25 protein-coding genes and 1 tRNA gene are annotated in these 26,356 nt (G+C 39.6%); 3 read left to right on the forward strand and 23 right to left on the reverse strand.

Translation table 11 applies throughout. From position 1 onward, the window contains the following. Nucleotides 1-6: 6 nt before the first annotated feature. From AAC073_RS13270 to AAC073_RS13375, 22 genes are all read right to left on the reverse strand, one after another. The gene (locus tag AAC073_RS13270; RefSeq protein WP_014022555.1) at nucleotides 7-474 is read right to left on the reverse strand and encodes a rhodanese-like domain-containing protein; all 468 of its coding nucleotides are present in this window, start codon (nucleotides 472-474) and stop codon (nucleotides 7-9) included. An 82-nt stretch (nucleotides 475-556) separates the two neighbouring features. Beyond that, nucleotides 557-766, reverse strand: coding sequence for an SHOCT domain-containing protein (locus tag AAC073_RS13275; RefSeq protein WP_014022556.1), 210 nt, complete (start codon nucleotides 764-766; stop codon nucleotides 557-559). An 80-nt stretch (nucleotides 767-846) separates the two neighbouring features. Further along, nucleotides 847-1,440 (reverse strand): hypothetical protein, encoded by a 594-nt coding sequence (locus AAC073_RS13280; protein WP_014022557.1) that lies wholly within the window; start codon nucleotides 1,438-1,440, stop codon nucleotides 847-849. Nucleotides 1,441-1,460: 20 nt separating this feature from the next. Then, nucleotides 1,461-1,697 (reverse strand): hypothetical protein, encoded by a 237-nt coding sequence (locus AAC073_RS13285; protein WP_014022558.1) that lies wholly within the window; start codon nucleotides 1,695-1,697, stop codon nucleotides 1,461-1,463. A gap of 45 nt (nucleotides 1,698-1,742) precedes the next feature. Then, a complete protein-coding gene (locus tag AAC073_RS13290) occupies nucleotides 1,743-2,207 on the reverse strand; it encodes a DUF302 domain-containing protein (RefSeq protein WP_339674973.1) in 465 nt (154 codons plus the stop codon). 27 nt (nucleotides 2,208-2,234) lie between these two features. Beyond that, nucleotides 2,235-2,603, reverse strand: a complete 369-nt coding sequence (locus tag AAC073_RS13295) for a DUF302 domain-containing protein (protein ID WP_014022560.1) — start codon at nucleotides 2,601-2,603, stop codon at nucleotides 2,235-2,237. Nucleotides 2,604-2,759: 156 nt separating this feature from the next. Then, nucleotides 2,760-3,275 carry a DUF305 domain-containing protein gene (locus AAC073_RS13300; protein WP_339924280.1) on the reverse strand — a complete coding sequence of 172 codons (516 nt, stop codon included), beginning with the start codon at nucleotides 3,273-3,275 and terminating at the stop codon, nucleotides 2,760-2,762. A 95-nt stretch (nucleotides 3,276-3,370) separates the two neighbouring features. Continuing rightward, the gene (locus AAC073_RS13305) at nucleotides 3,371-5,692 is read right to left on the reverse strand and encodes a multicopper oxidase domain-containing protein (protein WP_339674977.1); all 2,322 of its coding nucleotides are present in this window, start codon (nucleotides 5,690-5,692) and stop codon (nucleotides 3,371-3,373) included. A gap of 160 nt (nucleotides 5,693-5,852) precedes the next feature. Then, nucleotides 5,853-6,431, reverse strand: a complete 579-nt coding sequence (locus AAC073_RS13310; RefSeq protein WP_014022563.1) for an AraC family transcriptional regulator — start codon at nucleotides 6,429-6,431, stop codon at nucleotides 5,853-5,855. Between the two features lies 1 nt (nucleotide 6,432). Further along, nucleotides 6,433-6,822, reverse strand: a complete 390-nt coding sequence (locus AAC073_RS13315) for a hypothetical protein (RefSeq protein ID WP_339674979.1) — start codon at nucleotides 6,820-6,822, stop codon at nucleotides 6,433-6,435. An 89-nt stretch (nucleotides 6,823-6,911) separates the two neighbouring features. Then, entirely contained in the window at nucleotides 6,912-7,439 is a 528-nt protein-coding gene (locus AAC073_RS13320) for a DUF3347 domain-containing protein (protein ID WP_169313261.1), read from the reverse strand. 139 nt (nucleotides 7,440-7,578) lie between these two features. After that, complete coding sequence (locus AAC073_RS13325; protein ID WP_014022566.1) at nucleotides 7,579-9,378, reverse strand: efflux RND transporter periplasmic adaptor subunit; 1,800 nt, start codon at nucleotides 9,376-9,378, stop codon at nucleotides 7,579-7,581. Between the two features lies 1 nt (nucleotide 9,379). Then, complete coding sequence (locus AAC073_RS13330) at nucleotides 9,380-10,627, reverse strand: TolC family protein (RefSeq protein WP_014022567.1); 1,248 nt, start codon at nucleotides 10,625-10,627, stop codon at nucleotides 9,380-9,382. After that, nucleotides 10,624-14,448, reverse strand: a complete 3,825-nt coding sequence (locus tag AAC073_RS13335; RefSeq protein ID WP_014022568.1) for an efflux RND transporter permease subunit — start codon at nucleotides 14,446-14,448, stop codon at nucleotides 10,624-10,626. The genes AAC073_RS13330 and AAC073_RS13335 overlap by 4 nt, the downstream gene beginning before the upstream one ends. A gap of 102 nt (nucleotides 14,449-14,550) precedes the next feature. Continuing rightward, complete coding sequence (locus tag AAC073_RS13340) at nucleotides 14,551-14,970, reverse strand: hypothetical protein (protein WP_014022569.1); 420 nt, start codon at nucleotides 14,968-14,970, stop codon at nucleotides 14,551-14,553. 473 nt (nucleotides 14,971-15,443) lie between these two features. Continuing rightward, nucleotides 15,444-16,715, reverse strand: coding sequence for a hypothetical protein (locus AAC073_RS13345; RefSeq protein ID WP_014022571.1), 1,272 nt, complete (start codon nucleotides 16,713-16,715; stop codon nucleotides 15,444-15,446). A 13-nt stretch (nucleotides 16,716-16,728) separates the two neighbouring features. Then, nucleotides 16,729-17,289, reverse strand: coding sequence for a YceI family protein (locus AAC073_RS13350; protein WP_041935380.1), 561 nt, complete (start codon nucleotides 17,287-17,289; stop codon nucleotides 16,729-16,731). 728 nt (nucleotides 17,290-18,017) lie between these two features. Continuing rightward, entirely contained in the window at nucleotides 18,018-18,944 is a 927-nt protein-coding gene (locus AAC073_RS13355) for a helix-turn-helix transcriptional regulator (RefSeq protein ID WP_014022573.1), read from the reverse strand. Nucleotides 18,945-18,950: 6 nt separating this feature from the next. Next, nucleotides 18,951-19,514, reverse strand: coding sequence for a GNAT family N-acetyltransferase (locus AAC073_RS13360; RefSeq protein WP_014022574.1), 564 nt, complete (start codon nucleotides 19,512-19,514; stop codon nucleotides 18,951-18,953). Between the two features lie 593 nt (nucleotides 19,515-20,107). After that, complete coding sequence (locus AAC073_RS13365; protein WP_339924281.1) at nucleotides 20,108-20,983, reverse strand: toprim domain-containing protein; 876 nt, start codon at nucleotides 20,981-20,983, stop codon at nucleotides 20,108-20,110. A gap of 208 nt (nucleotides 20,984-21,191) precedes the next feature. After that, nucleotides 21,192-22,427 (reverse strand): VapE domain-containing protein, encoded by a 1,236-nt coding sequence (locus AAC073_RS13370; protein WP_014022576.1) that lies wholly within the window; start codon nucleotides 22,425-22,427, stop codon nucleotides 21,192-21,194. Nucleotides 22,428-22,511: 84 nt separating this feature from the next. Further along, nucleotides 22,512-22,832 (reverse strand): helix-turn-helix domain-containing protein, encoded by a 321-nt coding sequence (locus tag AAC073_RS13375; RefSeq protein WP_339924282.1) that lies wholly within the window; start codon nucleotides 22,830-22,832, stop codon nucleotides 22,512-22,514. A gap of 76 nt (nucleotides 22,833-22,908) precedes the next feature. Here AAC073_RS13375 and AAC073_RS13380 point away from each other — a divergent pair, with 76 nt between their 5' ends. Continuing rightward, nucleotides 22,909-23,166, forward strand: a complete 258-nt coding sequence (locus tag AAC073_RS13380) for a hypothetical protein (protein WP_041934830.1) — start codon at nucleotides 22,909-22,911, stop codon at nucleotides 23,164-23,166. A 260-nt stretch (nucleotides 23,167-23,426) separates the two neighbouring features. On the opposite strand, the gene AAC073_RS13385 is transcribed toward AAC073_RS13380, so the two are convergent. Then, a tRNA-Ser gene (locus AAC073_RS13385) sits at nucleotides 23,427-23,515 on the reverse strand. A gap of 344 nt (nucleotides 23,516-23,859) precedes the next feature. Between AAC073_RS13385 and AAC073_RS13390 the strand changes: the two genes are divergently transcribed. Continuing rightward, a complete protein-coding gene (locus tag AAC073_RS13390; RefSeq protein ID WP_339924283.1) occupies nucleotides 23,860-24,471 on the forward strand; it encodes a fumarylacetoacetate hydrolase family protein in 612 nt (203 codons plus the stop codon). Then, a complete protein-coding gene (locus AAC073_RS13395; RefSeq protein ID WP_339924284.1) occupies nucleotides 24,458-26,326 on the forward strand; it encodes a M23 family metallopeptidase in 1,869 nt (622 codons plus the stop codon). The genes AAC073_RS13390 and AAC073_RS13395 overlap by 14 nt, the downstream gene beginning before the upstream one ends. The last annotated feature ends 30 nt before the right edge of the window (nucleotides 26,327-26,356 follow it).

The following is a 26,356-nucleotide window of genomic DNA, read 5'->3' on the forward strand; positions in this document are numbered from 1 at the left end:
TGAGTATCACTTTCCTTGAAGGCTTCCTTGTACAGGCAACCCTAAAGTAATCCAGTCATGCATTCCTCCTCTGTAGTACAAAATCTTGTTAGCTGGATAACCTGCGCTTAAAAGGTTCTTTATGGCTATCGATGATTGTGGGCATTGCGGACCATTACAAAAAAATATAGTGGGATTATTTTCATCTAACTCATCCATTCTTTCCACTAACTCGTCATAAGGAATGTATTTTGAACCCGAAATGCTCACCGCACCGGTAGTATCCGGTTTTCGGACATCAATAACGGGCAGATCCTTTTTTTGGTGATGATGTACTTCCAGTTCCCCAACGGTAAGCACACCCTGGGCAACCTGCATTGGCTGAATACTGCACCATGTAGTATCAACTTCTACTAAATCAGGTTCCGTACCTATCTTATTGGGAATCATATGATTTTTTGACCTTTTAGGAGTTCTTATTTCTGTTATGTCCATTTTTCTCTTAATGCTTTTATTAATTAATTCTATTCAGAACATGACTATGGTTTATTGCTGTTCATCATTTCATGCCAGGCACTTATTTTTCCAGTTCTGTTTTTCTTTCTTCAAACTCCGCTTTGTCAATTTCTCCTTTGGCATAGCGGTTTTTGAGTGTCTCCATCGCTGAATTATTATTAGTGTTACCGTCATCAGTAGTGCCAGTATTCCTTTGAAATATGCCACCTTTGCCCAGCGCCACAATTAAAACTACCACGAGTATTGTCCCGATGATCCATCCGTACATCATAATTTGTGTGTTTTAAGTGTAAGTAATACAGGGAAACCTGAGTGAATGACAGGCTTCCCGATTGAAATAGATATAAAACCCTATTGATTAGGATTATCAGATTTTCCTTTTTTCTTTTTATCCATCATTTCATGCCCTTTCATCATTGAATTCTTATCCATAATACCTTTGTCGTGCATCTTTTGCATCATCTTCTTCATCATGTCCGGGTTATCCGTCATTTTCTCCATCATCTGGTCGTGATGCTTTTCCATCATTTCCTTCATCATCATCTTTTTCATGGACTGGTCTTCCATCATCTGTTCCATCATTTGCTTTTTAGCCTCCTTGTCACCCATCATTTTTTCCATCATCATCTGCTTCTTTTCTTTGTCAGCCATCATCTGTTGCATCATCATCCGGCCTTCCTCCTTATTGCCCATCATATCTTTCATCATCATCTTTCGGTGCTCCTGATTTTGCATCATTTGCTGATGCATGGCCTTCATCGCTTCAGGGTTGCCGGAGAGTTTATGCATAAATTTGTTCATCATCTGCTCATCATTCATGATGGCAGCAAAGACCTCTTCCTGCTTGTTTTCCTTTTTCATCATTTTCTCTACGTTTTGCGCTTGCAAAGCGGAGCTTAATGAAAATAAGAGCAGGGTAGCAATGGCTAATATTTTAGTATTCATAATTTTTATTGTTTAATGGTCTATAATTTATTTTTAATCTGGGATGGATTGTACCTGAGCCTGCAATATTGTCCCATTTCTTCGTTCATGTCCATCGAAGTGGTATCGCTCATCATGTGTTCGTCAGACTGCCCATCCTCATGCATGTGATCATTATCAGCTTCCATCGTTTCAGTTTGTTCATCATTCATCATGTCGCCATGATTCTGATCCGCATTTTGACTATGATTTCTACAGGAACTGCTAAGAGCTACCATTATTAAAAGAGTAAAAATAATTGATGATTATTATGTTTGGCTTTTTCATAATTTGACATTTGATTTTTCTATGTGATCTAATATTTGATGCAGCCTTTCCTTGGCCTTGGTACCCATCGTGGTAAGCTTTTCATTTTTAGCCAATGAAAAAGTCACGGTTGGATCTGCCACTGACACCTCTATAATTCCTTCATTGTCCATTTCCTGCACAATAACATTGCACGGTAGCATTATTCCAGCCTTATTTTCGGTAGATAATGCTTCCAAGGCGAGTTCGGCATTGCAAGCACCCAATATTGTGTATCGATTTATTTCTTTTCCTAGATTTTCCTGAATATGATCATGAAGATTAAAGTGATTGACAACCTTAAGCTCCATCTGATTCAATGCATCTCTTACATTTTGCACGGCAACTTCAAAGGTTAGCGAGCCGTACCTTCTGCTTAAAGCGTAGGGCGTATGCATGCTTTCCTTATAATTTTCCTCAGCTATTTTATTTTTATCGCTCATGACAGGGGGTTATAGACTTTCAATGACTTACTTCAACCTGGCTTGAATTTCCTTGGCTATTTCAGAGAGACCCTCGTTTTCTACCGCCTGCATGGAGGCTACCGGGTCCACTGCCGCGACTTCAACGCCATTATTAACTTGCTGTACAATTACATTGCAGGGCAGCATCGCTCCAATTTTATCTTCAGCTAATAATGCTATATGAGCGAAAGGCGGATTGCATGCACCCAGAATCTTGTAAGGCCGAAAATCTTTATCCAGCTTTTTCTTCAGGGTTTCTTTTACATCGATCTCGGTAAGGATTCCGAACCCTTCTTCTTTCAGGGCGTCCGTTACTTTTTGGATCGCTTCCTCGAAGCTTGCGTCTTTCAATGTTTTTTCGTGATAGTATTTCATCTTTCAATTTTTTAGTTTTCTATCCAATGGGATTGTAGTGATTTAAATCGTAAAATGATGTAACAATTGTTACATAACTGTTTAGCTACTCCCTTAAAACGTTGTCTATCGCTTTGAGACGATCAATTGCTACCTTCCAACCTTTAGATCAGCTAGCTAGTCATTAATGTTTCGTGTTTCTTCATCTAACTTACCTTCAAACTCAGGTAAGGGTCTGTTTTTCTTTTCCTCTTCTGTCTCCACCACACCATTTTCTCTGATGTCGTTGATCAACCATTGCATTTCCATAATTTCCCTACGTTGGGCTTTAATAATTTCGTTAGCGAGTTTCCTTACCCGTACATCCTTTATTTGCGCGCGCTCACTTGTCAAAATTGCAATTGAATGATGTGGAATCATACCTTCCATATAGTCTACCCCAGTGACGGTGACCTGACTTCTTACCAATCCTATACCACCGACAATAAATACAATACCCAACCCGATTATTGCGATGTTTGCCCCTCGGTTTTGATACATATTCAACATATACAGGAGCATTATGATGATCATAGCTCCAGCCATTATCAGGGTCATAAAAAGCCTTGTTTCGCTAAACCAGAAATGATCAATAATTTGGTAAGAATGGGTGTACATTAAAAAGAACATCGCCAACATTGATGTGGCAATCATCGCAAAAAATTTAATATAATTGTTGCTGTGTTTTTGGTTATTTTCCATCTTTTTAAGTTTATATAGTTTAATTGGTTTAAAATTAAATAGATTGATCAAAATCTCATAGATAAGCCTCCACCAGCACCAAAGCGATTGTCATAACTACCCATAAGTGAGAAATTTCTGGATAGAAAATATTCCACGCCGGCAGACCATGTTGTTTCTCCTTTGTAGTCAATCGGCTCATTGGTACCTTCTTCCGTCAAAGTATTTACCCAGCCGAAATCGGCCTGATATTCATAATTACCAAAAATGGCTGTACGTGGAAAAATCATGATCTCCCGGCTTACTCGGATTTCAGGCCTTAATTTATTATCCATCCTTACATCCAGGTTGAACATATAAGGTGTAAAGAACCGAATACCCGCAATAGCGGTTGCTGAAATTTCATCCAGGCTATTCTTTGTTTCATTTTCCAGGTTCACCCCGGCAAATACCCGGAAGTAATCATATAAATATCGTTCATAGGTAAATTCAGCCTCCATGTTTTCATTGTAACCAACCTCGGCATTCAGGTTGAATTGGTTTCTTATATTGGAGGATACGAGGTTCAGCTCAGTCATGTGTGAAGCGACATCAGCCATCCCCCAGTTATAAAAGCGGTTGCCTTCTTTAAATAAGATTTTGGCCGGGTATTTTGCCAAACGTGGATCGCGCTCTGTATCGTAGCTCACTGCCCTGGCCATACCACCAATCATGTGATAAAGCACATGGCAGTGCAAAAACCAATCACTATCTTCAATAGCGTCAAATTCAATTACCGTTTTCTGCATGGGAGGCACATTTACAGTGTGTTTTAAGGGCGAGTATTCACCATGCTTGTTGATAACCCTAAAAAAATGACCATGAAAGTGCATAGGGTGATGCATCATCGTCAGGTTATTGAAAGTGATTCGCACTTTTTCCCCTTTTGAAATCTTGATCATGTCCGCCTCAGACAGAGGGACACCGTTCATGCTCCAAATGTACCGCCACATGTTACCTGTCAGGTTGAGCAATATGTCTCTTACGGGTTTGTCCTCATCTATGACGGTACTAGAAGGGGCTTTTAAATAATCATAATTATATTCGGAGAACATATTCATACCCTCCATTTGATCTTCGGCTGCAGCTTTGTCCATGTTCATGCCATTTGCATGTCCCATTTGGGAATGATCCATGCCTTCCATATGAGAACCCATTTTCTCTTCACCTTTCTTCATATTATGGTTCATCTCCATATGCTTGATTCCCTCCATATTCATTTCATCATTCATCTGCATTCCCCAGTTTTTCATTAATTCATGAGGTTCCTCTTCAGCAGGATTAAATTTCATAGCGGGAGCGCCCATACGCATGTCCATCTGTGCCATTTGTTTCATCATTCCAATTTTGTCTGGTCTTTGAACCTCAGGTGCACCAATGACCTCACCCTTTCCTAAGAAAGCTGAAGTATATCCGGATCCATCCTGAGCAGTAGCCCTGAATTCGATTTTTCCTGTTTGGGGAATAGTGACGATAAAATCATATGTTTCTGCTATACCGATGAAGGTTTTATTACGCTTTACCGGCACTACGTTGAGTCCATCAGCAGCGACTAAAAGTGGATCTTCCCCTCCAAAAGTCATCCAAAATTGAGAAGAGGCCGCACCATTGATGATGCGTAAACGCACCTTTTCTCCTGGCTCAAATTGAGGGTATTCCTGAACTTCCTGCCCATTGTTCAGAAAAGCAGGGTAATATATATCTGCTATATCGGCACTTTCCATACGTTGCTTCCAGAAATTGAGCTGAGCCCCAAAACCTCCTCTTGCAATGACCTGATTTAATGGGGTAGCAGTCCCTTTTTTAATATTGTACCATTCATTGCCTCGTTTGAGGTTTCTCAATACGTTCATTGGCTTTTGATTGGTCCAATCGGAGAGCACCATGACTAATTCTTTATCAAATTCTATGGTTTCCTCAATGGGATCTATAATAATGGAACCATACACGCCACTTTGCTCCTGTAGCATAGTGTGGCTATGGTACCAGTAAGTGCCAGATTGTATTAGTGGAAACTCATATTTTTGAGTTTCACCAGGTTCTATAGGCGGAGTAGTTAAATAGGGTACCCCATCATAAAAGTTAGGCAATAACAGACCATGCCAGTGAACGGATGTTTCCACATCCATTTCATTTTTCACATAAATCACGGCATAACCACCTTCCTTAAACCTGAGGTTAGGTCCGGGAATATCACCATTGACCGTCATTCCCATGGTTTCCTTTCCAGCCTTATTCACTAGCTCCTGTTTAATAGTCAGGTTATAAACTGAAGTATCTGATTGTGCTGTTACTGCTACCCCTAATAGTAAGAGTAAAATTGTTAAAGCAAGGCTGCGTTGTAATGGCATAAGTTAATTTTTAATTCTTTTAGTTATACAATAAGGTTTTCAGTAAATCAATAATCATTCCTTTATTCAATTTTAAGGATGTAAAACAATCAATCTATCCTTATATTGTTTATGATATTTTGATTAAAATGTATAAAATTTTAACTTTTTTTTTAAAAAATTAGATTTTTGGCAAACCTTCCTGAGAATTAGAATCAGTTCCTCCTCTTTTTTTATACGCACTAATGGAAAAACCAGTAACCTTTTTGAATTGGTTAGATAAATAATGAACGCTGCTGTACCCCAATTTTATGGCAATTTCGGAAACATTAAGCTGACCATATTCCAGAAACTCTTTTACTTTTTCAATGCGAATATGGATGTAATATTTCTCTAGGGTTTCTCCTGTTTCTTTAGAGAACACTTTGCTGAGGTAATTGTAATTCTTATCAATTCTTGATGAAATGTATGCTGATAATTTTATATTATTTTTAGGTTTTTTTTGCACGAACTTCAGGTAATCCAATACTGCGATTTTGATCTGCTCTATTAAAATTGTCTTTTTGTCATAAATAAGTTCAAATCCGAACTTTTTTATTCTTAAATCGATTTCTTCCAGTGAGATGGTAGCCGATATTATCACTTCGGCACAACCCAACCTAACAGACTGTATATCAACACCACAAACCTTCAATTCATTTTCGACAACCAAAATGCAGCTTGGAGAAACCATATTTTTTATATGGAGCTTGGTTATCATTTTATTTAAAATAAGACCGCATGTTTTTTTCAGAAATGAAATAGTAAACCCCTTTACCCTGACCGGGCCTTAGTGTTATAAATGCATTTGCTTTATTTACTTTTTCACCTGAAAAAGGATCTGTAGCGTACCGAACATTATCGGTATTCTTGCGAATTTTACTTACACACATTTGGCAGCAGCCATAGTACGTTTTACCGTCTGCTTCAACGGGAATTTGCTCTACCCCCATGAAGGCATCATTGACCATACAAACCAGTTCGTTCGGTATTTGCTCATTTTCCTTTACTTCAACCGGAATTCGGTTAAACACATCAGAAAATTGCCAGAAAAGGCCTCCAATGATTAAAAGGCCAAATCCAGAAAGTATTATTATTGATTGTCTGTCCATAATTGAAAAGATTTATGGTACCTGTGGGAATGCAATGATCATCATCTGATTGATGAAATAACTGCAACCTTTCCCACAGGGTTTGAGATTTAATTGATCGTTTCCTTCACACTTCCACATTTCAACATTTTGTCACCGAAATAAGGATTTTTGATCTCCTTCTCATTTGATAACCAAAAAGCACCGGTGTTTCCATTGGCCATCGGGCAGTACTCCAGGTATATTTCACCCATTGAGAGTGTACTGGCTTTAACCAATGTTGTCATTTCATTACTTAACACGGCAAAGGCTTTTCGCTGCTCATCCAGGGTGGAAGCTGAAGCTACTTTACCTGCTTCGGCCTGTGCAGATTTGGTATTCTCTAAGGAAGCCAAAGACTTTTGAAGCTTATCAGCAGCCCCTTTAGCTTCATCCGGCTGAGATGCTACCAATGCTTCTTTGAGGTGAATATAATGGCCGTAAGCTTTGCTCATCGCTTCATCTTTGAACATTGGATCCATCTGTTGTCCACCGGATTGTTTACCATGTCCTGCATGATCGTGTTGTGCCAAGGCCCCGAAGGTTACGAAAGCCAGAGCCATCATTAGAACTGCCTTTTTTCTCATTACATTTTTCATTTTATTGATTTTTAAAGGTTAAACATTTATAGAATGGCTATCCCGACCACTATAAGAATAACGATTCCCCAGATGATCCGAGAAAACCATATTTTTAATTTTGATGGGGGCTTTTCATCCCCCGTTTTGCAACATTCCTTCATTTAATTGTTGATTTCACTTCACCACAAGTAAGCATGGCCTCTCCGAAATACGGATTGCGAATCTCCTCTTCGGTGCTTAGCCAGTTAGCTCCTTTGTTATTATCCGCCATAGGGCAGAACTGCACATAGAGTGTTTTCTCCAATGGGTTGAAAGCTTTGGTCAAATCAATCATCCCTTCAGACACCTGTTGGAATGCTTTACGCACAGCCTCAATATCTTTCAAATGCTGTACGTGTTGCAAGGCATTTTTCAAATCACTGCTATGGTCCATCCACGCATTATGTGATGCTCCGGTAAAAATTGACATATTCACTGCATCCAGTTTTGCTTTCAACTCATTAGCCGCACTCTGAGCCTCAGCTAAATTATCAGCCACTAGTGCATCCTTGAAATTCAGGTATTCCTCATAAAGAGGCTTTAATGCATCTTTAGCTTTTTGGTTGATTGAAACAGATTTTACTTCCGCTTTTTTCCCAGGTGTGGAGGTTGAAGAAGAAGCCGACATCTCCATACCCCCATGATTATGGCCTGTCATGGCCGGGCCACCTTCAGGGTTCATCATGCTCGGTTTCCCTACCAGTTGAGCCGCTGCGTCTATACTGAAGGTACCATTCACGGCTATTTCCTCACCTTCCTCCAGGCCACTCTCCACAATAAAGCTGTCACCTAAACCCGGCCCAAGCGTTACATCACGCATCATGAAACTTACTCCACTGCCGGAGGTATTTTTCACATAGACTACAGAGCGTTTACCCGTCCACATTACGGCTGTTTTCGGAACGATAACATTGTTGGACTTTTTCGGCAATGTAGCTTCTACCGTACCGGATGCAAACATTTCAGGTTTTAGCTGATTGTCTTTATTGGGCACTTCTACCCGGGCCTTGGCTACCCGGGTTTTTGGATTAATTACCGGATCTAAAAAGCTTATCTTGCTTTCAAACGTTTGGCCCGGGAGTGATTGAACTGTAAACCGCACCTGGTCTCCCTTATTTATCCAGGGCATATCCGACTCATACACATCAAACAGCACCCATACGCGTGATAAATTTGCAATCTCATAAATAGGTTCCCCTCGCTTGATGTAGTCACCCACATTAACATTTTTGCTCAACACATAGCCTGAAATGTCTGCCGTAATTGGAAATTCATCGGAAGGGGTACCACTTTCTAATATTTTATCTATCTGACCGTCTGAAAGCTTCCAGTTTTTGAGTTTTGCCCGGGCTGATTTAAATAATTGTGGTTGTGTATCTTTGATTTTTTGCGCTTCAAACAATTCCTCCTGAGCAGTAACTAAATCAGGCGAATAGATATAGGCAATTACCTGTCCCCTGCGCACATATTCACCTGTGAAGTTAACATTCAGTCGTTCAATTCTACCTGGAATGTGACTGGATTGAGAGGAAACAAGCCGCTCATCTTCCTGTACCTTCCCGTTTAATCTAACTGTTTTCACTGGATCCATGGTACCCACAGTGGCAGTTCTAATATCAGCTAGTTGCATGGCGGTAGGCGACATACTTACTGCCATTGGGTCAAGTACTTCATCCTGATCATCCTCCAAAGGAATGAGGTCCATTCCACAAATAGGACAGTCTCCGGGTTCACTCTGACGGATCTGTGGGTGCATAGAGCAGGTCCATACGGTCTCTCCGGCTATTTCTGTCGTGTGCTGGTGCTCATCATCCATTTTACTCTCAGATGATGAACCACCAAAAATCAACCAACCCAGCAATAACCCTATTGCCAGTGTTGACAGTGCTATGATTATTATTTTTTTATTCGTATTCATCTTAATATGTTTTTGCAGTTAAGTAATTGAGTCTGGCCAGGGCAATTTGATACTGTGTTTCGGCCGTTGCCTTCATCTTTTCATATTTTAGTAACTGTTGCTGCATACGCAGCACTTCTTCAAACTCCTTTCCCGAATTGCCATATGCAGTAAAAAGCAGGTTAAGTGCTTGATTGGATTCCTGAATTTGCTGATCATACAGCTCAAGCAACTCTTGCTGTTGTTGAATTTCAAACCAAGACATTTCATAGTTTGACGTAAGGGTATTGGCAAAATCCTCTTTTTGGAGCGCAAAGCTTTCCTGCATGAGCTGTGCTTCTTTTACAGCCGCTTTATATTTGCTTCGGAAAATGGGAATGCTGACAGAAACCATCGGCATCAAGGCATTTTTACCATTGTCTTGGGGAGCTGCCATATCAGAAGCCAGATCTGTACGTTCTCCGACCATTACATAATCCAGCCCTACTCCAAACTTTGGAAGCCCTTGCTTATAGGCTACCTCCTCACTTGCCTCACTGGAGGCTATTTTTAAGTCCAATTCTTCCAACATAGGGTTGTTCGTAAGCAAAGAGTCCTTTCTAAAATTATCAGGCAAGGCTTGAGCAAAGAGAGAGTCCTCTACAATTACCAATGCGTCTTCCTCTCTGTTGAGCAGTTTATTAAACCGGGTCAGCAGAGGAACTTCCTTATCGTTCAGAATGGAAAGGTTGGTTTTGGCATCTTTCAACATAATATCAACACGCAAGAAGTCAACCATAGTACCCGCTCCATTTTCAAACTTCTTATTGGTAATGGTTTTATAAGACTCCAGTATTTCAATATTCTCCCGCTCAATCTCTTTCCATTGATTGAGCTCATAAAGCGGATAGTATGCTGCTGCGACCTGATAATACAAGCGGTTCCTGGCATCCAGAAAAGACTGGTATTTAGCTTCAGCCATCAAAGCCGCAGCATCACCCTGTGCTTTCAAGGTACCAAACCAGGGAAACATCTGTGTTAAAGAAAACCTGGCCCGTTGCGGTCCCACCCTCGTTTCTACCGGTGAAATGAAATAGCCAAAAGAGAAATTAGGATCCGGCAAAGTATTTACCTGTTCCACTTTCTGAATAGCCGCTTCAAATTCCCGGTATTTCGCTTGTAGACCGGGATTGTTTTCTGCTGCTATTTTTAAATAGTCATCCAGGGTCTGCGCTTCACTCACGCTGGTTCCGAAAAAAACAAGTATTATGATATTTACAATGATCTTCATGATTGTATCTTATTAAGTTTTCTTTCCTCTCTCATACAGTATAAAACCGGCACTATAAAGTAGGTGACCGCAGCGAAGAACATACCTCCAAATGCGGGAATAGCCATCGGGATCATGATGTCCGCACCACGTCCTGTTGAGGTTAGTATAGGAAGCAAAGCAATGATGGTTGTGGCAGACGTCATCACAGCTGGTTTTATTCTTCGTTGACCAGCTTCCACTGTTGCCGCTCTTATTCCTTTCAGATTATCTGTTTTATTTCTATCAAAACTTTGATCTAAATAAGTTGCCATTAACACACCATCATCTGTAGCAATGCCAAACAAGGCAATAAAGCCTACCCAAACAGCCACGCTCAAATTGATAGTGTGTATCTGGAACAGGTCACGGAAATTGGTGCCGAATATGGAGAAGTCCGCAAACCAGGTCTGGCCATACAGCCATAACATGATAAAGCCCCCGCTAAATGCCATGGCAATACCAGTAAATACCATCAATGAAGTGGCTACAGATTTGAATTGGAAGTAGAGAATAAGGAACACAATACCTAGAACGAGCGGTACTATAATAGTCAGCCTTTTCTCTGCCCGCACCTGATTTTCATAGCTCCCAGAGAACTTATAGCTGATCCCGGCAGGAACAATTAATTCCCCTGAATCTATCTTGGCCTGGATAGCCGCTTGCGCGTCATTGACTACCCCAACTTCAGAGTATCCATCCCTTTTATCAAACAGTACATAGCCTACCAAAAAGGTTTCCTCACTTTTGATCGCCTGTGGCCCCCTCACATACTCAAAGTCCACTACCTGGCTGATCGGTATTTGTGCTCCTGTAGGTGTAGGCAGCAGGATTTTACCTAATGACTCAGGGTCGTCCCTGAGTTCACGGGGGTAGCGTACCCTCACTGGAAAACGCTCGCGTCCTTCCACGGTAGAAGTAATCTTCATTCCTCCGATAGCAGTTTCAATGGTTTGCTGTACATCTTCCACATTCAATCCATAGCGAGATATTTCATCACGGTTAATATTCAAATGAAGGTAGGGTTTACCTACAATCCGGTCGGCAAATACGGCCTCTGCTTTTACCGAAGGAACATTCTTAAGTACTTCTTCCAGTTGTAGCCCGAAATCTTCAATGGTTTTCAGGTCAGGGCCGTACACTTTGATTCCCATTGGGGCTCTCATACCTGTTTGAAGCATGACCAGTCGGGTTTCAATAGGCTGCAGCTTAGGTGCTGAAGTTACTCCCGGTATTTTGGTGACCTTCACGATTTCATTCCAGATATCATCCGGGGACTTTATCTGTGGCCGCCAGTTGCGGAAATAATTCCCGTTATCATCAGGTATGAGTTCCTCCAAGATAACCCCTCGGTTAATGGCTTCCTCATTAGAAAGACTATCACCGCTGTTTAGTATGAAGCGATCTTCCTTATCAACTTTAAACCTTACCCGATGCCCTTTTTCACTGAGCATGTACTCCGGTTTATAGTTGATAATATTTTCATACATGGAAATGGGTGCCGGATCCAAAGCAGATTCTACACGTCCAAGTTTTCCCACCGTGAGATCTACCTCGGGAATATTAGTCAGTAACATATCAAGTTGTCCAACCACTTTGCGGTTATACTCAATGCCGGAATGAGGCATGGAGGTAGGCATAAGTAGGAAACTCCCTTCATCAAGGGAAGGCATAAATTCTTTGCCCACACCCGGGAAGGTATGGGTCAGGCCAGACCAGACTGTAGTAGTCTGAAGATCCCAGCCGAGCTTATCAAACGCTTTAGGTATAAACCCAAAAACAGTATTAAAACCCAACCAGACATTAGCGCCAAGCAAAATCAAGAAAGTAGGTATTAATAGAAACTTAACTTTATTATCCAGGCACCATTTTAATATAGATTTATAATAATACTCTAAAAGCGTAAACGACCCCAGGATAAATCCTACCAACAAGGTCACAAATATAAAGTTGAGTAATAGAGACTTTGAGGCTCCTAGTGGTAGCCAATATTTGGCTAAAAGCCATGTTGCACCAATGAGTACAATGATCAGCTCGGCATAATTGTAGAGAAATAATACAGGTTTAGAAAAGTTTGCTTTTTTAGTGTCAAAAATATTCTTTAAAATTCCGATTGTACCAAATAGTACCAGCAATACGCCACCCCATATCTGACCGATAACAAGTCCTATAATTCCCAGTACTACTAAAGCGTAGCCGCCATATTTCTTTACAAATTTATTATTGATTTTGAACCCAAAGAACCAATGTGCCAAAGTAGGCATGATCAATAGACTCACCAACAGGGCAGCTATCAAGGCAAAGGTTTTAGTGAATGCCAAAGGCCCAAAGAGCTTTCCTTCGGCAGCTTGCATGGTAAAGACCGGAATGAAGCTGACAATGGTGGTAGAAACAGCAGTGAGAATAGCAGTACCCACTTCTGAAGCTCCATTGTAAATGGTTTCTATCAGTCTTTGACCGGGAGGAGCTTCATCTATATGCTTGATAATATTTTCGGAAAGTATAACGCCCAAGTCCACCATTGTACCAATTGCAATGGCAATTCCTGACAAGGCCACTATATTGGCATCCACGCCAAAGTAGCGCATTGCTATAAACACCATCAAGACCGCGATAGGCAAGATACTTGAAATGAGAAATGAAGCCCTGAGATTATACACCATCACGATCACTACCAAAATGGTAATGAGCACTTGAAGCGAAATAGCTTCTTCCAGGGTTCCCAATGTTTCATAAATGAGTTCGGAGCGGTCATAAAATGGAACGATAGTCAACTGGCTTTCCCTTCCATTTTCCAACGTTTTTTTAGGCAGGCCTGGGGCAATTTCTTTAATCTTATCCTTGACGTTGTTAATGACCTGTAAGGGGTTAGCACCATAGCGGGCCACCACTACTCCACCTACCACTTCAGCACCATCTTTATCCAGCAGTCCTCTTCGGGTGGATGGGCCCAGGGTAACTACACCAATGTCTTTAATACGGACGGGAACATTTTCCTGAACAGCAACTACGGCCTTTTCAATGTCTTCCACTTTTTTGATGTAACCCAAACCACGCACCAGGTATTCTGCCTGGTTGATCTCAATGGTTTTAGCCCCTACGTCTTTATTTGATTTCTGTACTGCCTGCATTACTTTATGCAAGGGGATATCATAAGCTTTTAGGGCATCGGGATTAACATCAATCTGATATTCCTGTACAAAGCCTCCTATGGAAGCTACTTCCGAAACGCCTTCCGTTGCATTTAGTCCATATTTGACGTAGAAGTCCTGTACGGTACGGATTTCGTGCAAATCCCAACCCCCAGTAGGGTTTCCATCTTTATCTCTGCCCTCAATGGTATACCAATACACCTGGCCCAGGGCAGTGGCATCAGGCCCGAGTGCCGGCTGTACCCCTTCCGGCAATAAGCCTGAAGGCAAGGAACTGAGTTTCTCAAGGATACGGGAGCGAGACCAGTAAAACTCTACATCTTCACTGAAAATGATGAAGATACTGGAGAAGCCAAATATGGAAGAACTCCTTATAGATTTTACGCCCGGTATACCCAATAGATATGTAGTCAATGGATAAGAAATCTGATCCTCAATATCCTGTGGAGACCGGCCTTGCCATTGGGTAAATACAATTTGCTGATTCTCCCCAATATCTGGTATGGCATCCACGGGGACGGGGTCGGAAGGCAATGCCCCTATTTGCCAGCCGAAAGGGGCGGTAACAATGCCCCAGGCAATAAAGCCAATTAATATGAGAACGGTAACCAACTTGTTCTCAAGAAAATATCTTATAATTTTATTAAGCATATTATTTACATTCAATTTTTAAATTGATTTAAAAGGCATAGAAATAATGCCTCCAGGCCTTAGCGAGCTATGCCCTTGATCACGATTAATTGAATGAAATGCTTAAATAAGGAAGGACTGAACGAGTATAGGTATATCGCGTTCAATCAAAGGAGGGGAATAGTTTTTATATTCTGTTTTGTCTGCTTCAGAAGAATATGTTATGCCGATAAAGGTTGCAAAAAATGCGGCTACAAATTCTAAGCTTAACGAACTACCAATAACCTGAGCTTGAAATTCATCTTCTACCTCAAGAGATTGATACTCATTTTCACAGCAGGGTTTTTTCTTGAATTGATTTTCTTTTGACGTTTCGGTTTCACAACCGCTTTCCATATCGGACATACCACAATGTAATTCTGTATGGCCAACTACTATTTGCGTTTCCATTGCCATTCCTCCACAATAGTGTGTTACCATTGCAAAGCCGGAATTGCCAGCCAGAAAAATTAAAAGTAGCGATATGGAAATTATTCTTTTCAAGAAATTATCTTCTTTAGTAATTTTGATATACGCAAAGTAAACCTAAATGATTCATGTTCCTGTTCAATATCTTGTTTTAAATGTATGAAATTTCGACTACCTAAAGTATTCAAATAAAAGGCACTCACTAAATTAAAACTAATCATTAAACTTACAAGTACTGTGTTTTTTGCAATTTGAGATGGAAATCCACTGAAACTGCGACTTTTACTTTTACTGCTCCAAACATTTTATGAGGAGGTTGCAGTCCAAAATCGGAAAAATAAAACATACTTGAACCTTTCAAATGTTTATAATAGCTACAAGTAGAATAAACACCATTAGTTTTTATTGATTAAACTGTTTCCTTTCTTAATAGTGCTTTGTCAAAACTCACTTTTTTAAGAATAACTTTACAATATTCAAGCTTATCCATAATTTAAATCAGCATTGAGAAAAGTGCAGGAAATAATATCCGGCACCTATTCTCCTGTTTAAAAACTTATTACTGCTTCTATGTTTATGCCATCAAATTCACCTCCATTGTATTTGGTGCCTGTCCAGCCTTCTCCTTCGTAATTTTGATTTACATATTCCAGCTTTGTCATTACATTTTTAGTAATGAACCAACCACCGCCTATATTAAGCCTGTTAATTTTCTGTGTAAGTGCATTTTCAACCATCTCTCCTGAAACAGTATTGTATCTTCCTCCTAAATAAAACTGTTTTGTGCTACCAAAACGATAAAGAAGCTCACTGGCTAGTTGAGTAAAAACCCCTCCTCCTTGATCGTCACTGTTTGAGGCAACTTCGTAAATCCCGAAAAACTCCAACCCTTTATAATTTATAAATGGATTGACCTGAATAGCTGTTAATTTCTTAAACCTTGGATTGAATCGACCCTCGAACGCATTCACTCCCTCCCCATCTAATGTTTGCATAACATTATAATACCGGGAACCTGCACGATCACCACCATAGATCCAAGTACCTGTAGTTGTACCTTTGTTAATGTACCAAGAGCTTGTCAAACGCAATCTAAAATCCTCAGTTAATTGATTATCATAACCGATTTTCCCAAAAAAGGAAGGCTTGTTGTCAGTATTCTCATTGATCACCACATTCTGGTTGAGCTTACCGTTAGTAATGCCTATTACACCCAAAAATCCATTTTTCATTACGGTAACCTCTCCGAAAGCTTCTGTTGAAAACGAATCCATGATGTAGTTTCCTACAAATGGGTTAAAAATGGCACGTGCATTATCACTTCTTCTAAAGTGGGCATCTCCATAATTGAATTCATCTAATCCTATAGTTACACGAGCCACGTCCATAAAATTCTGCAGGAAACCTGGCTTTATGAAGTCCAATTTGTCAATTTGAAGATATCCTCCTTTGACCCAGGTTTCCTGATGATTTTTCGATGAAAGATAAGTTCTCAGGTGCATTCTTAGCCCATCGTATAGCTGAACGTCTACATTAAGATTAGCCGCAGGAAGATTGAAATTTGAACCCAGGTCTACCAAATTATTCAGTGAATTGGTTTGATTGATACTTTGGAACTGCATGGCAAAATCACCTCCCACACGTACTTTGACCCCATCAAAATTTGAAGTGTCCTGTTTTGAAGACTCAAACACATTAAGACCAACTTTGTTATTGGGCCTGAAATATTGTAAGGCAGGTTGCTGCGCATACACTGCCCCTGAAATTAGAAAGGTCAGCGAAAGTAGGGTGGTTTTATACCAATTATTATTAGTTTTCATAATTATCTGAATTCTATTTTATTAACTTAAAAATTGTTTCAAAGGAAATTTGTAGTTTATCTCCCGTTTTAATAGTGCCAAACATTGCTTTTGGAGGATCCATTTTAAATTGCGTAAAATTGACAGGAAATGATCCTATAAATTGTATAGTATCTCCACTAATTTCATAATCCACTTTAAATGACATAAGGTGTGTATTACCTGCAATAGTAAGGTTTGCCATTGCCTGTAAGGACTGGTCTGTTAATGCCTTTACTTCTACAAGGCTGAATTGTATTTCGGGAAATTCCTTTGTATTGAGTGCTTCGTAAGCATTGTTATCCATGCTGCCTTTTCCACTTTTTAATGAAGTCGCTGGCAAATTGATAACCATTGAATTGATGCCTGTAATCTTATTCCCCTTTAATTCAATCTCAGCACTACCTTTAGCTTTATCCGATATCATTTCCCAATCATGGATAGTGGAAGTACCTTCCACTTTTAACTCCTGATCAGTCGAGAGCGTAAAGGAATTCTGTGCGACTGTTTCTACACCAGCCACTATAAATACAGCCAATAAAAGAGTCCACTTCATTTGAATTTTATGTTTTAACCGCCTCTTTAAATGCATATTTTCTCTTGCTTTAAATTATTTACAAATGTATTGAGGCCTACTGAGGAGATCAGTACATTATTATGGCTATTATGTATGAGTTTATGGTAAGAATATAGCTTAAACTTTATTTTCAGTGTTGATTTAAAATAGTAACCGGGAAAGGAATGGGAAAAGTAGGCTGTTGTATTCTTCCTAATAATACAAGTTGGGGCTTTAGTAAAAACTGGACATCAACGAATTGCAACAGCAATAATTAAATTAATTAATTTGAATTGGTCCTTTTCACATTTCAAACCAAGTAATTTCTTTTCATCACAATGGTTTTATAAAAAGTAAATCTTCCTGAAAGAAAGCCCTTATCAATTTAATATACTTAATAGGTTGCAATCGGATCGCAAACGAAGAAATTAGCTACAATACTCATGCATGGCAAGGGCTCAAAAGGTTCTCTTTTCAAATAATCATAATTTAGAAACTATAAAATTTTGTGTAATTGAAATGCCTGTTATCGAGATAAAGTAAAATCCTATCATCAAAACTGCCTCAGAAAACTTCGATAGGCTATATGCACCACCTCCCGAATCTTTCCTTTACAATTATTCAGCCTACCTCTATTCCATCAACTTTCTATTAATAAATGACATACGAGCCATCTATATTTACCTAAATGTAGAAAGTACTGCAATTTGGAATCGTAGAATCCGAGCCTATTTCAAGCCGACTTCGCATCCTCTGGTAATCTTATTCAACAAATCAAACTTGTTATTACTTTCTGCCTTTTTGAAAATATTCTGCATATGCTTATTCACAGTTCTTTCGGAGATAAACAAAGTATCAGCGATATCCTTGTATATATGACCTTCCCGGACCAATTCGCAGACTTCAATTTCCCGTTTTGTCAGGCCAAACTTGGTACAGCGAATGGTAAAAATTTCATCTTCATTTTTGGTTTGCAGAAGATTCAGCGTTTCCAAATCTTTTCTATTTTCCTCGACCATGTTCCGGATATACAGGACTGTGATTATCAGAAAGCCTCCATTTGTCAATAAAACTTCAGTAAGCTGTGTTACTTCCAAATAGGCCAACAAGGGCATCAATGTCCAGGGAGCTACAGCAACATAAGATAGAATAGCGTCGAAGGAGGCTTTACTTTTTTTGTAGCGTTGGCGAATTCCCCAAAGGATGTTGTATACCATGTAAAAAGCATAGGCAAACGGGATGATCATTCCCACGTAGATCACCGTCATTAGATCCAATCCTAAAGGATATAATATGCAAAAGAAAAGTACAAACGGTAAGATTAAAAATATTAGCACCCCGTATTTGGCATGAAATTCCAAATGGGTAATATTGAATGCCCTGTAAAAATAATAAGGGAAATAAGCTCCCATACCGAAACCGGCACCATAGGCAAGAATGTATTGTAATGTTACCGACAGAGATAAATCTTCATCTGGAAAAAGTCCTCCGGCCAAATTGTAAACAATCAGAAGAAAAAGCAAAATCAGGTAATATTTTCTCTTCTTCTCATTGGGTTTTTGGAGGTAAAAAACCAGTTGATGGGAAAACATCATCACCTCCAACAAAACAAATACTAAGGTTACAATGTGGATTTCGGTATTCAGAACAGTCATAGCGTTTTAGGCAGTTTTCAGGAAGTAAAAGGGAAACCCAAACTTTTCGGAAACGGTATAAATCTCCAAACCGTGTTTTCGATACCAGGGGAGGTTGCTCTCCGTAGATGTTTCCAGGTAAACAGGTCGGTCAAGTGTTTTGGAATAATCCAATACATGCCTCAGAATCTTAGTTCCAAAACCATTCTTTTGCTTTTCCGGGCTGACCCCAACAAACCATAAATAGGTGAAAGGCTCTTTGGGATAATGTTTTTTGATAAAGGATTCCCTGGACAGGGCTTTGGGAATATTTCCCAACCCAATGGTTTTTAAGATTAACTGTATATCCAGATAAGTACTTTTCCAAGAGAACTTTTTCTTATCCTGAAACTGGATCATCGCACAAGCATTGCCATCCTCCGAAATAAAAACTTCACCCATATCAATGCAGTTTTCAAAAGAATACTCCATCAAATAGCGAATTTTCTCTTCTTCTTTACCAGCGATGTAGTTGACACTTTTGTTTTTTTTGAATGCTTTCAACAGGATGGTCACGACCTTTTCCCTGTCATTTTGGGTTGCTTTTTTCATTTGATATTTTTTTTAAATCCGAGTTGCGAGGATTTTTCTTCTCCACTCCACATTACCCAACTGTCAAACAGGAAGGGAAATGGGAGGGGCAAGTTCGTTTTTGGCAGAAAAAAACCCAGTGGTTTTTGTCGGACAAAGACACAACTTGCAAGGACCGTGCACAGCGGAATTCTAGTGGCACCAGAGGAATAGTTTAACTCTGGTTGGTAAAATAAAGAACTGTTTTAATATAAATTAATAACTAAATATTACTAATAATATTGCTCAACTTATGTTTTTATCTAAATATATGCAAATAATTATTATATTTTATTGAGATATATGGATTACCACATATATGGTCATATGCGTATTGGGATTCCTGTATATGCATTTATTATTGGAACTCAACATTCCATATTTCCAAATAAAATCCCCTCCCTTTCAGCACATATCTATGTATAGAGTTATTTAAATAGGAGTGTTCACAGGTATTGGTATATCGGCATATCCGTATATTCAACAATTTGTAAGGCAAAGCCTTAAGTCTCCTCCAATCCACTAAACATTTTCTTCGTATTTCTGTAGTATCCTAAAAATCTTAATTTGTTCGGTTACCTTTTTACGCCTAAATTTTCCCTACTCATCCAATACTCGTTTAGATCTTTATGCGGATGGAATAATTCTGACTCGTCTCGGCAATGGGGTAGGCTATCCAATAATTTTCTGGCCGCCACTTTTCCAGCCTTATCCCTGTCCAGAAATAATTTCACACGGCTGTACTTATTTATTTTCGAATAGAATCCCTGTAAATTGGCCAAAGAATTAAGCACCATAAAGTCCTCTCGGTAATGGTCCCCTTTTCTCATCTCCCTATAACTCAGCAGGTCAAATATTCCTTCAAAAAGGCAAAGATCAGCTGAATTGTTACAGTAGGTAGACACCCCCTGGGCAGTGCAGCCTTTCCAATATTTGTTACGAATTGCCCAACCATTTTCATGAGGATTGCCTAGACCAAAATACCTATTGTCACCAATGCGGTAATAGACTTCGCAGCAAAATTCTTTAGCTGTATCCAGAAGGATTCGCCTGGATTGAAGATAATCCGAAATGGCGCTATTGCTTCCAAGTGGTTTGGTTTTTATAATTTTGATTCCTTCAGCTGTCTCTTCGGATGGGTCCGGTCGGGGAATAGCAGGCTGATGAAGAAAAAAAGAAGATCCATTTACCGTTTCGATTTCCCTAATGGCATCAGGAACAGTATAAGCAGGATTCATTTTAAGAACCAGGTCAATCAGCGTCCCACCAGCATTTCCATCTCCAAAATCTACCCATAGATTTTTGCTCGGGCTTACCTTAAAAGAAGGGGTTGATTCCTCCCGGTAGGGAGAATAATAAAAGCAATAACCTGCTTTAACTTTACTTGGTCTGATTCCCATCTGGTCCAGATAGGTTATTATGGATATTTTATTTGCCTCTTTTGCATTCATTGTTCTTAAGTTTAATTTTTCTGAAAAACCACTTACTACAGCTACTACCTTACTACATTTCTATTTTAGTTTGTTGATTTTTAATACCTTATGACTTAAAGGAAATTGAATCCGTCTTACTACAAAACTTTTATTGTAGTGGGATGTAGTATTCTGATTTATCCCATCTTACTACCTATTAAAGCACTGTATTTCATTTATTTACAGCTTATTTGTAGTAAGTAGTAGCTTGGTTTTGTTTTATGTAATATCCTTTTTCAGGGAAGTTTTGACCTTCGTTTCTCCGCACCTGGGACTGAACATGGCCAAGCAGTTTCAATGCTTTTCCTATTTCCACAGGGCTAATTCTGAGATTGCCAGAAATATTTAAAGCCAGCTGATGGCAGATGTCGGTAGCAGTCATGAATTTGTCATGGTCCTCCTTAGTGCCGGGTGAAAAGAACTTTTGCACCAGCTCAACCTCTGGAGAAATGGTTTTGTACTGGTTGTTCATGATTTCATTTTCCCGGATTTCCTTCGCTGTCATTTCATAATGAAAATTCGTCAGGTATAGCTGATAAGCCTGTGCCCAAACCCTATCGATTTCAATTTCCTTTATGTAATTCCAATTAATTTCCCTTACCGTAAAGCAGAGCCAACGCACACTACCTGTTACATCCGTGAGAAACTCAGCCTTATTAGTGGATCCCCAAATGGAAGCCCTTCTCGGTTCCATTTTAGGCTTCTTATCATAAGGATGCCTAACTTTGACTTGTGATTTACTCATCAGCGTTTTCTGTGCGTTGATCTCTGTTTTGGAAAGTGTGGAAAGCTCATCCTGAATGATTCCGAAATTCTGACTCAAGGCGATTAGACTGTCCTTGTCCACAGAAATATTTTCAGCTTGGTAAGTCTTCAGCTGATCTGGAATCAGGAAACGTGTTAGTGTGGTTTTACCACTATTCTGTTGCTCCTGTACAAAGATCAAAGCTTGCTTATTGAAAAAGTCATCGCGGAGACAACAGGCCACACAGCGCACCAGCCATTTTTTAAACTGGACCTCAAAACGTTCTTGTCCTTGTACCTGAATATATCGAGTGAATTTGCGGATATAATCTCCATGGTTGACTTCACTCCAGGTCTCCCGTACCTGTTTAAAGTAATTCACGAAAGGGTTTGTTTTTGGGATAAAATCTGAAGACAGAAAGGTATTGATCTCTGCCACCGAGGTACGGTATCCCTCTTGTCGGCACTCTATGTAAAGCGTGTGGGGATTGACTGGGTGGTATTTCTTTCCATCTTTTTCTTTTGCAAAGACCTCGTTGAGTACCATGTTATTTTTAAACTCATATTTTGACATCAGGAATCTGATCATTCGAATGGTCGCACTCGAAGATTTCTCATCAATCTTTTTGATAGGGGTTTCATCGTCCATATTTCTGTAGATTTGGGTTGATATTTCCATACAGAAATGGTATATTTATCTCACTAAAAACGGGATACCATTTCCTAATGAAATTAATTAAGGCGGATCGGGCATGATCCGCTTTTATTTTTTCCGGCCGTTTTTCTGATGACCGGCATTGAGTATATCCGACTTTTTGAAATACACCCTGGTGTTAATCACCTGTTCCTTCAGGAAGCCTTCCCTCCTCCAGTTGTTGATCGTTGTGCGGGAGCGCCCAAGCAGTTTCATAGCTTCTGGGATCTGTATCAATTCATCGTCAGGAGTAGCTGGCTGCAACTCTGGGATTATCCTTGAAGCTACTTCTTCAGCTATCTCCTGGATAAGTTGTCTTTTGTCAATTGGTGAAAAGATCATGTCATTCATATTCAGTTTTCGTTTGGTTTGTTGGCCGAATATGGTCACAAGTTGGCAGGGGTAGTTAGCTGGGGTAGTACCCCAAGTTTATGGAAACAGGTATTTGTGGCTGGAATGGAGGGTTTTGAAGGAAAAAAAATTGCATGAAGGCAAGATGCTTATTGAACTGATAAGAAGGATCCTTCAAGCCATTGAAAGAGATGACTTCATTCTTGCACAGAACCATATCAAAAATTTGGAAATTGTAAGTTTGAAACTGGCCGTTGGAGGACATGGAGGAAACTGTACCCAATTTGAGCTTTGCAAAAGAGAAAAAATAACCGGTCCAACATTTCCTTTAATCGGTGACTTCTTTATTGCATTTTCATCAGGCAAAAAGTAAATGGTAAATTTAAAAATTACGTCCATTTCAATTTCCAGGTCACTCCACCCAATTGTTGTAATGAAAAAATATTTGATGTTGGAAACTATTAGGTCTCATTAAAAAAATTCGGCAAATTCTAGAAAATGACAAAACAGGAATACTTAATTTGAATTAAGCGGTTAGAGTGAAAATCAGGATAATTCGCCCCTGAATTCGCCCCTGATTAAAAAGAAAAAACCCTAACCTATTGAGTATCAATAAGCTAGGGTTTTGTTCAGTAGAGAGTGGGGGATTCGAACCCCCGGTACGCTTTAAGACGTACGACAGTTTAGCAAACTGCTGGTTTAAGCCACTCACCCAACTCTCTATGTGTTGGTGAAGCATTTAAACTATCAATTTTGGCTTTTATTAACCTGTATACTACCCAAACTTGGTGTAAATACCGGCTTTCAAAACCATAACTAAAAATTAATTCCGACCGCTTCCCGATCAGTGATGCAAATATAAACCAATATTCTTCAATTTAACAAAACCAAAAGAGGAAAAAAGAGTACTTTTTTACGGCTTTACCAAGAAAAAGTAGCTAACCGTTTTTAAGCCAGCACAATAAATTTTTAAACAAATTTTAAACTTCCTCCCAATTAAATAATCCTTCTTTTAAAATCGCCCTAGAATTCCTTTCTTTGCAGCCTATACTATATTTCTTTAGAGATGAAAATTATTGCCATAGGCCGAAATTATGCGGCACATATAGAAGAACTTAACAATGAAAAGCCAGATGCGCCTGTAGTTTTTATGAAACCGGACACTGCCTTACTAAGAAACAATGCGCCATTTTACCACCCTGAATATTCTGACAATATCCACCATGAAGTAGAGTTGGTCCTCAAGATAAGTAAGGAAGGTAAATACGTTCAACAAAAGTTTGCCCATAAGTATTATAATGAAATAGGTATTGGGATAGATTTTACAGCCCGTGACCTGCAGCAAAAATGCAAAGACAAGGGGCTACCATGGGAAATAGCCAAAGCTTTTAATGGTTCTGCCCCTTTGGGTGAATTTAAACCCGTGGCATTCTTCCCCGACTTAGCGAACATTAATTTCCACCTAGACATTAATGGTGAAAGACGCCAAACAGGCAATACCTCATTGTTACTTTTCCCATTTGATGTGATCATCGCTTATGTTTCAAAGTTTTTCACCTTGAAAATCGGAGACCTGATTTATACAGGAACACCTGCTGGTGTTGGCAAAGTGAATATTGGGGATCGCCTGGAGGCTTATGTGGAAGATGAAAAATTGCTGGATTTTGAAATTAAATAAAACCTTAACTACTCTCTTATTCATTTCCCTTGCCATCGTCTTTCTTTCTCAAACACAGAAAGACTATTACCTCTTCCCTATAAAACCAGGACAACAAAATTTTCTGGCTGGAAACATGAGCGAAATACGGAACAATCATTTCCATACTGGCATTGATATAAAAACCGAGGGCAGACAAGGCTTGGCGGTCCATGCTTCCGCTGATGGGTATGTGTCAAAAATAAAAGTTTCCTCCTTTGGCTATGGTAATGTACTGTACCTGAAACACACCAATGGATCAAGCACCGTATATGCCCACCTCAGAAGTTTTGAGTCTCCAATTGTGGAATACATGCAGGGTAAAATCTACGAAGCGCGGGAGAATGAATTGGAATACACACTCGAACCTGGGGAATTGCCTATTTCTCAAGGTGATACCATTGCCTATTCAGGGAATACTGGTAGTTCTGGTGGTCCACACCTTCATTTTGAGATCAGGGATTCATTAAACAGAGCCATTGACCCCTTGCATGCAGGCTTCAAGGAAATTAAAGACAGTACCTCTCCTATTGCCAGAAGAGTGGCAATAAGCCCACTTACACCGGAGAGCAGGGTTAATGGAATGTATCGTCGGCAAGAGTTTTCACTTATTTACAGCTCTGGGGCATTTGAAGTCCAGCCTACCATCAAAATCTCTGGAAAAGTCGGCATAGAAGTACTGGCTTATGACCAACTTGATGAAATGTACAATAGAAATGGTTTTCCCATTTTTGAAATCTATGAGGAAGATAAAAAAGTTTTCAGAGCTGAAGTCAACGAGATAGATTTCAACATTGGCCGCCATATCCTCCTACATACCTACCGCAATCGCTATACTCGTCTTTATAAAAAGCGGAACAATCAATTTTCATTCTATGAACCTGACTCTGTATTAAGTGGTGCTATTTCTGTTTTGCCCGGTAAGGAAAAATCCATTACTGTGAAATTGGTAGATGCTTATGCCAATGAATCAGACTTGAGAATCAAATTTAGCGGAGAGTTGGCCCCTATAGACTTGAATGGAACCAACTATACTTCGGGAAATAGTCAGATAGAATACCTGGAAAATGTATTGATCCTAAACAGTACCGATGCAGGAGCCGGAGACCTGGCCATGGTATATGTACATGGTCTTAGCATGGAATTGCCTTATGCTTATGTGGGGCAAAACAAACGCACCTACCTTTGGGACATGGCATTGGGAATCCCCGACTCTATTAACCTGTGTTCAGAAACCCTTTTTCCCGATGTAGTGGCACAGATTACTGCGGGCAAAGAAACACTAATAGACAATGGAGAGGTTAAAATTATCTTTGAGGAAGAAAGCCTTCTAGACGATCTTTATTTAAGAATCAATACTTTTGAAGACAGTGGAATGAAAGGCTTAACGCTCAATGATCAATTTGAATACCTAGGCCAACCGATTTCGGCAAGATTGAAAGTAGATAATTTTCAGGGGGATACCTCCAAAACCGACATGTACCAACTGTACAGAAACGGTCACAGAAGTTTTCTAGGTGGCAACTGGCAAGGGCAGTTTATTAATTTCAAAACCAGGGTTTTTGGAGATTTTGTATTGGCTATTGACAGCATTCCTCCCACAATTCGTCCAGTACGCGTCAATAATAATGAAATAAGGTTTGTGGTTAAAGACAATTTATCTGGCATCAAAGATTTCGAAGCGTGGATAGATGGGAAATGGACCCAAATGAGATATGAACACAAGCAGGCCATAATTTGGTCTGATCCCCTGCCAGGAACTGCTTTAAAGGGAGTGGTTCTCTTAAAAGTAAGAGATCGTGCAAATAACGAGAGCATTTATAAGGGAAACATTTAATTTATTCCGATATTTAAGGGCTAAAATCAA

Origin of the sequence: uncultured Cyclobacterium sp., from assembly GCF_963977555.1 — a bacterium.
Lineage (GTDB): Bacteria > Bacteroidota > Bacteroidia > Cytophagales > Cyclobacteriaceae > Cyclobacterium.

Coding starts and splice junctions, on each gene's coding strand:
- AAC073_RS13335 (WP_014022568.1), bottom strand. CDS start 14,448: ATGCTTAATAAAATTATAAGATATTTTCTTGAGAACAAGTTGGTTACC.
- AAC073_RS13365 (WP_339924281.1), bottom strand. CDS start 20,983: ATGAATGCAAAAGAGGCAAATAAAATATCCATAATAACCTATCTGGAC.
- AAC073_RS13315 (WP_339674979.1), bottom strand. CDS start 6,822: ATGGACAGACAATCAATAATAATACTTTCTGGATTTGGCCTTTTAATC.
- AAC073_RS13270 (WP_014022555.1), bottom strand. CDS start 474: ATGGACATAACAGAAATAAGAACTCCTAAAAGGTCAAAAAATCATATG.
- AAC073_RS13295 (WP_014022560.1), bottom strand. CDS start 2,603: ATGAAATACTATCACGAAAAAACATTGAAAGACGCAAGCTTCGAGGAA.
- AAC073_RS13300 (WP_339924280.1), bottom strand. CDS start 3,275: ATGATTGCCACATCAATGTTGGCGATGTTCTTTTTAATGTACACCCAT.
- AAC073_RS13355 (WP_014022573.1), bottom strand. CDS start 18,944: ATGACTGTTCTGAATACCGAAATCCACATTGTAACCTTAGTATTTGTT.
- AAC073_RS13325 (WP_014022566.1), bottom strand. CDS start 9,378: ATGAATACGAATAAAAAAATAATAATCATAGCACTGTCAACACTGGCA.
- AAC073_RS13310 (WP_014022563.1), bottom strand. CDS start 6,431: ATGATAACCAAGCTCCATATAAAAAATATGGTTTCTCCAAGCTGCATT.
- AAC073_RS13285 (WP_014022558.1), bottom strand. CDS start 1,697: ATGGTAGCTCTTAGCAGTTCCTGTAGAAATCATAGTCAAAATGCGGAT.
- AAC073_RS13290 (WP_339674973.1), bottom strand. CDS start 2,207: ATGAGCGATAAAAATAAAATAGCTGAGGAAAATTATAAGGAAAGCATG.
- AAC073_RS13390 (WP_339924283.1), top strand. CDS start 23,860: ATGAAAATTATTGCCATAGGCCGAAATTATGCGGCACATATAGAAGAA.
- AAC073_RS13345 (WP_014022571.1), bottom strand. CDS start 16,715: ATGAAAACTAATAATAATTGGTATAAAACCACCCTACTTTCGCTGACC.
- AAC073_RS13305 (WP_339674977.1), bottom strand. CDS start 5,692: ATGCCATTACAACGCAGCCTTGCTTTAACAATTTTACTCTTACTATTA.
- AAC073_RS13275 (WP_014022556.1), bottom strand. CDS start 766: ATGATGTACGGATGGATCATCGGGACAATACTCGTGGTAGTTTTAATT.
- AAC073_RS13320 (WP_169313261.1), bottom strand. CDS start 7,439: ATGAAAAATGTAATGAGAAAAAAGGCAGTTCTAATGATGGCTCTGGCT.
- AAC073_RS13350 (WP_041935380.1), bottom strand. CDS start 17,289: ATGAAGTGGACTCTTTTATTGGCTGTATTTATAGTGGCTGGTGTAGAA.
- AAC073_RS13330 (WP_014022567.1), bottom strand. CDS start 10,627: ATGAAGATCATTGTAAATATCATAATACTTGTTTTTTTCGGAACCAGC.
- AAC073_RS13280 (WP_014022557.1), bottom strand. CDS start 1,440: ATGAATACTAAAATATTAGCCATTGCTACCCTGCTCTTATTTTCATTA.
- AAC073_RS13360 (WP_014022574.1), bottom strand. CDS start 19,514: ATGAAAAAAGCAACCCAAAATGACAGGGAAAAGGTCGTGACCATCCTG.
- AAC073_RS13370 (WP_014022576.1), bottom strand. CDS start 22,427: ATGGAAATATCAACCCAAATCTACAGAAATATGGACGATGAAACCCCT.